The 8,786-nt window shown below is 63.6% G+C and carries 8 protein-coding genes, 2 tRNA genes and 2 rRNA genes; 7 read left to right on the top strand and 5 right to left on the bottom strand.

Translation table 11 applies throughout. From position 1 onward, the window contains the following. A 23S ribosomal RNA gene (locus tag EAW56_RS10490) occupies positions 1 to 129 on the top strand; the annotation flags it as partial. A gap of 174 nt (positions 130 to 303) precedes the next feature. After that, positions 304 to 421, top strand: a 5S ribosomal RNA gene (rrf, locus tag EAW56_RS10485). 886 nt (positions 422 to 1,307) lie between these two features. Here the strand turns inward: rrf and EAW56_RS10480 are convergent. The 3 genes from EAW56_RS10480 to EAW56_RS10470 are packed head-to-tail and all read right to left on the bottom strand — an operon-like array spanning position 1,308 to position 3,450. Then, on the bottom strand, positions 1,308 to 1,661 hold the full coding sequence (locus EAW56_RS10480) for a FluC/FEX family fluoride channel (RefSeq protein ID WP_095546446.1): 354 nt from the start codon (positions 1,659 to 1,661) through the stop codon (positions 1,308 to 1,310). 2 nt (positions 1,662 to 1,663) lie between these two features. Further along, positions 1,664 to 2,011: a CrcB family protein gene (locus tag EAW56_RS10475; RefSeq protein ID WP_122086464.1), complete on the bottom strand. Its 348-nt coding sequence runs from the start codon at positions 2,009 to 2,011 to the stop codon at positions 1,664 to 1,666. Positions 2,012 to 2,031: 20 nt separating this feature from the next. Beyond that, entirely contained in the window at positions 2,032 to 3,450 is a 1,419-nt protein-coding gene (locus tag EAW56_RS10470) for an alanine/glycine:cation symporter family protein (RefSeq protein ID WP_095536534.1), read from the bottom strand. A 208-nt stretch (positions 3,451 to 3,658) separates the two neighbouring features. Between EAW56_RS10470 and pgm the strand changes: the two genes are divergently transcribed. After that, positions 3,659 to 5,317: a phosphoglucomutase (alpha-D-glucose-1,6-bisphosphate-dependent) gene (pgm, locus tag EAW56_RS10465; protein ID WP_122086462.1), complete on the top strand. Its 1,659-nt coding sequence runs from the start codon at positions 3,659 to 3,661 to the stop codon at positions 5,315 to 5,317. 112 nt (positions 5,318 to 5,429) lie between these two features. Here the strand turns inward: pgm and EAW56_RS10460 are convergent, their stop codons facing one another. Together EAW56_RS10460 and EAW56_RS10455 are read right to left on the bottom strand one after the other, a co-directional pair. Continuing rightward, the gene (locus EAW56_RS10460) at positions 5,430 to 6,107 is read right to left on the bottom strand and encodes a DUF3800 domain-containing protein (RefSeq protein WP_122086461.1); all 678 of its coding nucleotides are present in this window, start codon (positions 6,105 to 6,107) and stop codon (positions 5,430 to 5,432) included. A gap of 27 nt (positions 6,108 to 6,134) precedes the next feature. Then, positions 6,135 to 6,731: a class I SAM-dependent methyltransferase gene (locus tag EAW56_RS10455; RefSeq protein WP_095275353.1), complete on the bottom strand. Its 597-nt coding sequence runs from the start codon at positions 6,729 to 6,731 to the stop codon at positions 6,135 to 6,137. 88 nt (positions 6,732 to 6,819) lie between these two features. Between EAW56_RS10455 and EAW56_RS10450 the strand changes: the two genes are divergently transcribed. From EAW56_RS10450 to EAW56_RS10435, 4 genes are all read left to right on the top strand, one after another. Continuing rightward, entirely contained in the window at positions 6,820 to 7,323 is a 504-nt protein-coding gene (locus tag EAW56_RS10450) for a MauE/DoxX family redox-associated membrane protein (protein ID WP_255396027.1), read from the top strand. A 114-nt stretch (positions 7,324 to 7,437) separates the two neighbouring features. Next, positions 7,438 to 8,202, top strand: a complete 765-nt coding sequence (locus tag EAW56_RS10445) for a DsbA family protein (protein WP_095536529.1) — start codon at positions 7,438 to 7,440, stop codon at positions 8,200 to 8,202. A 142-nt stretch (positions 8,203 to 8,344) separates the two neighbouring features. Next, positions 8,345 to 8,417: transfer RNA gene (locus tag EAW56_RS10440), tRNA-Ala, on the top strand. Positions 8,418 to 8,442: 25 nt separating this feature from the next. Beyond that, positions 8,443 to 8,515 (top strand) — tRNA-Ala (locus tag EAW56_RS10435). Positions 8,516 to 8,786 lie beyond the last annotated feature (271 nt).

Below are 8,786 nucleotides of genomic sequence, written 5' to 3'. Positions count from 1 at the left end.
CTAAGCGGGAAGCCTGTTTTGAGATGAGGTTTCTTAGGCGCCCAGGAGATGACTGGGTTGATAGGCCAGATCTGGAAGCATCGTAAGGTGTGGAGGTGACTGGTACTAATCCGCCGTTGATCAAACAACCAAGACGTATGTGGATACATTTGTGGTGTTGTTGATTTGCGAAACGATTTGTTTGCGTCCACTATGCAGTTGCTGGCACAGCACACTGTTGGCCAACTGTTCATATTGTTGAATATTTTGACTGTCGCATCACCAATCCTTGGTGGTTGGTGGCTGGCATGCCCCGTTGGGTGTGTCGGTGGTTGATGGCGGCGGGGAAACGCCCGGTCCCATTCCGAACCCGGAAGCTAAGCCCGCCCGCGCTGATGGTACTGCACTCGGGAGGGTGTGGGAGAGTAGGTTACCGCCGACCCAAAAAATTGGAGATAATTTCATATTTGTGTGTGCGCCCCGGGGCCGGGGCGCTTCTCTGTGCGCGTAGCAGGGTGGGGGGGGGAGCCTGGCCCGCCGAGACGCGTAACCTGCCACCGGAGCGTAGCCGTTGTCAGCTGCCGACTGTGATGGGCATCAATGGCGGGGGCTCGGCCGACCCACGAGGCGTGCGCACATGGCGCTAGCTCCATCTACGGCTACCAGACACATACGACCAGGGCTTTTCCCGCTAGCCGAGCGCACATGGCGCTAGCTCCATCTGGGGCTACCAGACACATGCGACCAGGGCATTTACCGGCGCAACCGTACACATGGAGCTAGCTCCATATAACGCAGCCCGCGCCGAAGCCGCACAACCATCGCAGAGCAAGCTGTGGCCGTGCCGGGGGCTTTACTCTGCCACCGCAGAGTAAATGGGGAGCGTGGACCGCCGTGGTGCCTACGCTGGCGTCGCAGAGTGCCACCCGGTTGAACACCCGGGCAAAGGCTTCGCGGTTATCCTCACCGCATGATCGCCTGGCGTTGCTGTTGCCACCCGGGGTCCACACGTGCTGGCGGACCGCTTGGCCCAGTGAGGCGGCTATTTGACGAGATCTCCGTGACGAAGATGCGAGACGAGGGGACCGCGGATTCGTCACCCCCTCCTCGTCCAACACACAGCTGCCATCAAACACATGGTCTTCTCGTCAAACACTCGGAACCACACCCCACCGAAACACCGAGCCAGACGAAGGCCACCCCGAGCCGGCAACCACACCGGCGGCGCCCACCCCACCCACCCCGCCATAGCAAGGTCGACCGCCCTACCGAGCAGCCGTGGAGTTAGGAACCCGACGGCCCCGCGTCACGTCGAGGAGGGCGCAGTCCTACCCGAATGCGAGAGCGCCCCAGCGGAGCCCGAAACCGGCGGCGACGAGGCTCAGCACTGCCGTCGCTAAGGCGTAGCGCACCAGCTCGCTCCAATTCCGATCACGGATGAGCTGGCCGAGCTCCTTGGCCAGGGTGGACCAGGTGGACAAGGCGCCGGCGAAGCCCGTGCCGATGGCCATCGCGACCAAGCCACCGTGGCCGGAGACGAAGCCGAGGATGGAGCAAGCGACCATATTCGCGGCCCACGTACCAACTCGAGGTGCGGGGATACGCGCTAGCGCCCACCGGGAAACGCCGCCGGCGAAGGCTCCCGCGAAGATGGCAACCGTGGTCCAGATCAGCAAAGCCATGTTCAGGGCCTTGCCTGTGTGCGGTAGGGGTGGGGGGACGTGGCGTCGGCAAGCAACCAAGCTCCGACGCAGGCGATGAAACTCACCGCGATGATGCCGAGAGCCCAGATCGCGCTGGACGTGGCTGCGGCGACCGTCATCGCGGAAAAGGTGGTGAAGCCGCCGAGGGCACCGGTGCCAAGGAACGGTCCGGGCTTGAAGTAGCCCATGGCGAAGGATCCGGCGGCGTTGATGCCCAGCGTGGCAAGGGCAGCGGAGCCTGGGATGACGGCGACAAGGGCGGCGCGCAAAAGCGCCCCCAGTGCGGCGCCGAGGCCGACGAGGAGCGCTTCTTTGAGTGGACCCTGCATGTCGCCAGCGTAGCAGGCGGCTAGTGCCAATCCAAGCCTTGCTGTTGGACGAAGCGGGCGACGTCGTCAGGCGACTTCTTAAGCTTGGGGTCGAACCTAAGGTATTCGCGGGTCTCGCGGGCGACGAGCCCAGAGAGGATGAGTAGGCCGATGAGGTTCGGGATGGCCATGAGCCCGTTGGCGAGGTCGGAGAAGGTCCACGCGAGTTCGAGCTCGGAGGTCGCGCCGACGAACGAGAGCGCGGTGAAGAACATTCGGTAGGGCACGCTGATCCACTGGCCAAACAGCGCCACGATGGAGCGCTCGCCGTAGTAGGACCAGCCCAAGATGGTGGAGAATGCGAAGAAGATGAGGGAGATCGAGACAATCGTCCCTCCCCAGTGGCCGGGCAGCCCCTCGGCGAAGCCGGCCGCGGTCATCACCGCTGCCTCGTCGCGCCCCATCTGCCAAGTGCCGGAGGTGACGATGACCAGGCCGGTGATGGTGACAACGATGATGGTGTCAATGAACGTCTGGGTCATGGACACCAGCCCCTGGCGCACGGGGTGCTCCGTCTTCGCGGCGGCGGCGGCGATGGCGGCGGAGCCCATGCCCGACTCGTTAGAAAAGATGCCGCGAGCCACGCCGAACTGGATGGCCAGCATGATCCCGGAGCCGACGAACCCGCCAGCGGCGGCGGAGCCGGAGAACGCGCCGGTGAAAATCGCGCTCAGCGCCGCCGGGATCTGGTCGGCCATGGTGATGAGCACGGCGATACCGCCAACCACGTAAATGACGATCATCAGCGGCACGAACGCGGCCGTGATCTTGCCAATGCCCTCGATGCCGCCGAGGACGGCGGCGCCCACGCAGAGGAAGATGAGGATGCCGGAGACGACCGGGTCGACGCCGAACGCGTCCTCCATGCCGGCGGCAATCGAGTTGCCCTGGGCCAGGTTGCCGATGCCAAACGACGCGAAAATGGTAAACAGCATGAATGCCGCGGCGAGCACTTTGCCCAGGCCACCGGGAATCCCGCGGCGCAGGTAGGTCTGGGGCCCGCCCTGCTGCTTGCCGTGCTTGTCGGTCGTGCGGAAGCGAACACCCAGGTAGGCCTCGCTGTACTTGGTGGCCATGCCGACGAGTCCGGTCACCCAGATCCAGAACAGCGACCCCGGACCGCCGATGGACAGCGCGGTGGCGACGCCAACGATGTTGCCCGTGCCCACGGTCGCGGCGAGCGCCGTGGTGAGTGCCTGGTAGTTGGAGATGTCGCCGGCGCCCTCGCTGCTCGTATCAATAAACGCATGGCGCGTGGCGCGCCCGAGCGTGCGGAACTGGATGCCGCCGAGCCGGATGGTGAGGTACAGGCCGGTGCCGAGCAGCAGCGGCATGAGGACGAAGGGCCCCCAGACGACGGTGGACACCGCGCTGAGGACGTCATTCAACGATGAGGTCATAACTCCACGTTTCGGGCAGGAATTGGGGATAGGCTCACGCCGCCGTCGCGCTGCCGTGCGCAATGCGAACGGAACTTTGGACGTTAGAATAACCTGTCGAGTGATAAAAATACGAATCCTGGCAGAAATTGGTTGGAGCATGGAAGATGGGGGTGAGCAGGGGGCGTCGAGAAGCGGCGCGCCTGACGGAGACACAAGGAGCACACACATGGCACACGAACGCGCTGGTGAACTCGCCCAGCCCGGAGACCTGATCGACATCGCCGCGCTGGTCACGGCTTACTACACGCGCGACATCGACGCGGAGGACCCTGACCAGCAGGTCAGCTTCGGCACCTCCGGGCACCGCGGGTCCGCGCTGGACAACGCGTTCAACGAGCCGCACATCCTGGCCACCACGCAGGCCATCGTGGATTACCGCCGCGCCAACTCCATCGGTGGCCCCGTCTACATCGGCCGCGACACTCACGCCCTCTCCGAGCCGGCGATGGTCACCGCGCTCGAGGTCCTCATTGCCAACGAGGTGCCAGTGCTTGTCGACGCCGCGGGGCGCTACACCCCCACCCCCGCAGTCTCGCACGCGATTCTGGCGCACAATGCCAAGCTCACCGGCGGCGTGACCGGCACGGACCCGCAGCGCGCGGACGGCATCGTGATCACGCCCTCGCACAACCCGCCGCGCGACGGCGGCTTCAAGTACAACCCGCCCAGCGGCGGCCCTGCTAGTGCGGACGCCACAGACTGGATCGCCGAGCGCGCCAACCAGTACCTCGCCCGCGGCCTGGAGGGTGTGCGCCGAGTCAACGTCACCGGCGTGCTGGATGACCGCGCCGAACGCTTCGACTTCCTGGGCAACTACGTCGACGATCTGCCGAATGTGGTGGACATCGACGCAATCCGCGGCTCCGGACTGAGCATCGGCGCGGACCCGATGGGCGGCGCGTCGGTGGACTACTGGGGCGCAATCGCCGAGCGTCACGGCCTGAACATGCAGGTAGTCAACCCGAACGTGGACGCCACCTGGCGGTTCATGACGCTGGATACCGACGGCAAGATCCGCATGGACTGCTCCAGCCCGAACTCCATGGCGTCGCTGGTGCACAACCGCGATAAGTACGGCATCGCCACCGGCAATGACGCGGACGCGGACCGCCACGGCATTGTTACCCCGGACGCCGGGCTGATGAACCCGAACCACTACCTGGCCGTGGCCATCGAGTACCTGTTCAGCCACCGCGACGGCTGGGCCGATGGCACCGCAGTGGGGAAGACGCTCGTGTCATCCTCCATGATCGACCGCGTTGTGGAGTCGCTTGGCCGCACGCTTGTCGAGGTCCCCGTCGGCTTCAAGTGGTTCGTGCCCGGGCTTATCGACGGGCAGATCGGCTTCGGCGGCGAAGAGTCCGCCGGCGCCTCCTTCCTGCGCAAAGACGGCACGGTCTGGTCCACCGACAAGGACGGCCTGATCATGGACCTGCTCGCCGCCGAGATCACCGCGGTGACTGGCAAGACCCCGTCGCAGCGCTACGCGGAGCTGGCCGAGCAATTCGGCGCGCCCGCATACGCGCGTATCGACGCCCCCGCGAACCGCGAGCAGAAAGCCACCCTCAAGGCGCTCTCGCCGGACCAAGTCAGCGCGACCGAGCTCGCCGGCGAGCCGATCACCGCGAAGCTCACCGAGGCCCCCGGCAACGGCGCAGCCATCGGCGGGCTCAAAGTGACCACGGAAAACGCCTGGTTTGCCGCCCGCCCGTCCGGCACCGAGGACAAGTACAAGATCTACGCGGAGTCCTTCAAGGGCGAGGAGCACCTCAAGCAGGTACAGGAGGCGGCGAAGGCCGTTGTCGCCGACGTGCTGGGGGAGTAGGGGCTAAACAGGGGTTGCCGTAGTCGAAGCTGCTCGACTAAACTGTGGGTGAAACCGGCGACAAGTCCTCCAGGGGAGGACTTCCCACCTTCACAGGTGGGATAGCCGGTTTTCAGTGATTTTCAGGCCGGCCCCAGGGGGTAAAAAGCGTGGAGAGCGTTGGTTTAATACAAGGCTCGAACCATGTACATTTCTTGCCCTCGAGCTGACGCTGAACTGCCCAAAGGCCGTAATCCGCCACCTGAAGGCCCCAAGAGGATTGCGCAGTCCATACGCAAAGTGTGATGTTTCTGTTGATCTGGTCGCAGACCTCTGCTACCGCTTCGGACGCAGCTTTCCGTATCTGTTTGGTGCCAAATTCTGCGACGACGACGTAGAGCTCATCGTCTGGCCGGGATACCTGTAGGGCGATTTTCTTAAGATGAAGAAACCACGCCATTTTGTAGAGTCGCAATGGTCCGTCGGCTTTGACGTATGGATATGCGTTCGCTTTGTATAAAAAAGTCGTGTCGAAACGTGGCGCTTGGCTCTTGATAAGTGAAAACATTTCGTTTCGAGTCTTGGCGGAATCGTCGACAGCGTGGAAACCCCTTGCGAGAGATATGCCTTCCTTGGAGCGACTCGCCCTGAGATGAAGGCCTTCGATGAGATCATCTCCGTGACGCGCCGTATCGAAGGTAGCTGTCCCGAAGCCGAAATACGTTGACGCGCCACCGCCTTTCGGGTTTGGGGAGCCTTTGTAGTCAAGGTTTCCAGTTTCGTCTGCGTAGAGGTATATGCGTCGAGACATTGAAGAAAATTGTGTAATGGTGCAGGGCTACTGTCCAGATGCTGGGCGCGCGAGCTGGGCAACCAAGAACGCCGAGTCCTGGGTGAACGGCTGGAGGTCCCAGCTCTCGTAGCAGTACTGGACCGCGAAGCCGGCTTCCTTGGCGGTAGTGAGGAAGTCGTCGAAGCTCCAGCCGCGGCCCGCGCCGAAGCCGACGAAGAGGCGGCCACCGGGGCGCAGGGCGCGGAAGATGTTTTCCAGCGCCGGCGCTCGGCCGGCGGGGTCAAGGAAGCCCATCACGTTGCCGGCGCACACGGCGACGTCGATGTCGTGGGCGGGGATCTCGTCCTCGGACAGGTCGCCGACCAGCCAAGTTGCGTCGGGGAAGTCCTCCTTCGCGTGGCCGATGAGGATCGGGTCGAGGTCGGTGCCAATCACCTCATGTCCGCGCCGGGCGAGGTAGCCGCCGACGCGGCCGGTGCCGCAGCCTGCGTCGAGGATGCGTGCGTGGCGGGGCACGGTGGCGTCGATAAGCCTGGCCTCGCCGTCGATGTCCTTGCCTTGGGCGACGAATGCTTTCCATCGCTGTGCATAATTTTCGGAGTGGGCGGGATTCGCGGTGGTGATGTCTTTCCAGGTAGGCATGGTGCCGAGTATATGCGAGTTACAGATCACACCATTAATCGGAGTGAAGGCTTCCCGGGGTATGCAGCACTGCGCTACGCTGCTGGTTGTGACGACAATAGATGCAACGGACGCGCCCGAAAAGCAGGTGGAGGCGAAGCGCAGCACGCGCGCGCTCGTGCTCGACGTGCTTTCGGCGGCGGCCCGATTTTTCATGGCCTACGTGTGGATTAAGGCGGCGATCCCGAAAATCGGCGCCGTGCTGGACGTGACGCAAACCATCGCCGCGTACGAGATTTTTACACGCGACTGGTCCTACCTACTCGCGCACATCATCGGCCCCCTCGAACTCGCGGGCGGGCTCCTCCTGCTCCTGGGGATCAAGCTGCGGCCCGCGGGCTGGGTCTCCATCGGCGTGCTGAGCCTGTTTATTATCGGCATGCTCTCCGCGTGGCAGCGCGGCCTGATCATTGACTGCGGCTGCTTCGACCCCAACACTGAGGGCACCGAGGGGACAAACCTCCTGGCCACCGTGGGGCGCGACGTTATCTACATCGCGATCACGCTGTTCATGATCTATCGCCCGTTCAAGAAATTCGCCATCTACCCCTAGGGCCAGGTCGTGCCGTATAATCCGCGGGGTAGAGCGGCGCTTATCGACGCTACCGAAACCCGCGTGGCAGCGCCGACCGGCCACAACCGCTTCTGATATTGAGGAGAACCTACATTGACCACTCGTAAGGTCCAGAACCCGAACGCGAAGGGTGGCGCCGGCTTCATTTGGGCCATCGTCGCCGTCATTGCGATCGCCGCGATTGTGATTGGCATCATCGTCTTCAACGGTAAGAAGGACCGCAAGGACGCGATTGCCGAGGAGATGATTGACACGACCGGTATCACCTCTACCTGGGAGGAAGGGTCCGACGTGATCCACCTCGCCGCCGAGGGTGCGGAGGACGCTCCGGAGGCTGACCTGTTCGAAGACTTCTCCTGCTCCCACTGTGCCGAGCTGGAGGAAGCGACGGGCGACCAGGCGCTCGAGGCGCTGAAGGCAGGCGAGATCCAGATTGAGCTGCGCCCAATGGTGGCGTTGGACGGCCGTGGCGACGCGTACTCGCCGGATCACTCCACCCGCACCCTGGCGGCGGAGCTGGCACTGTTCGCGCACAACGACACGAACGCCGCGCTCAACCTGCGCTACTACCTGTTTGGGAACCAGCAGGACGTGTACAAGAAGCTCGAGGCTGAAGACCTGGCCAAGCTGGCCGAGGACTACGGCGCATCCGGGGATGCCGTGCAGGAGATTCGCGACGGCAAGTACATGGACACCGCGAAGGAGGTCTCCGACGCGAACATTAAGCTGCAGGAGGACCGCACCAAGGACGCCCCGGCCGACCAGCAGGGCGCTTGGACCCCGCGCGTGATGGTCGACGGCAAGGACATTGAGGGCGACCGCGACGCTTGGGTGGAGACCCTGAAGAACAGCAAGTAGCCCCCTGCACACCCCGCCCGGCCCCGCCGGGTGGAGTTGTCAGAATTCGCGCCCGCAGGCGATTTGGTTCGCCAGCGGGCGCGCGTGTATATTGAGCAAAGTGCTTCGGGCCGGTCGCTGCTGGTCCATGCAATCCCAAACTGGGGCTATGGCGCAGTTGGTAGCGCACCACACTGGCAGTGTGGGGGTCACGGGTTCGAATCCCGTTAGCTCCACTCCTACAATTACATATTCACCTACGGGGCTATGGCGCAGTTGGTAGCGCACCACACTGGCAGTGTGGGGGTCACGGGTTCGAATCCCGTTAGCTCCACTTTGGCACGCTGCCCGGCTGACTCAGTGAGTTGGCCGGGCAGCTTTTCGTTGGTGCGGGGTGGAAGGTACCTGGCTCTGGCCCTGGTTGGCGGCGAGGTGCGGCCTGTTTGACGAGGACCGGATGACGAAGATGCGGAGGTTTGGGCCTGCGGATGTTTTGTTGGAGTGCCCCGGGGGCTTGTGTGTTGTTGTTTAGACTCCAAGTGCTTGGCGGTGTTCGGCGATGGTGGCATAGCCGTTGCCTAGCGTCGACTTCAGCCTGGTGTGGG

Source organism: Corynebacterium gottingense (genome assembly GCF_003693265.1).
GTDB lineage: Bacteria > Actinomycetota > Actinomycetes > Mycobacteriales > Mycobacteriaceae > Corynebacterium > Corynebacterium gottingense.
The sequence above is the reverse complement of the archived record's forward strand: the minus strand, read 5'-3'. Positions and strand labels throughout refer to the sequence as shown.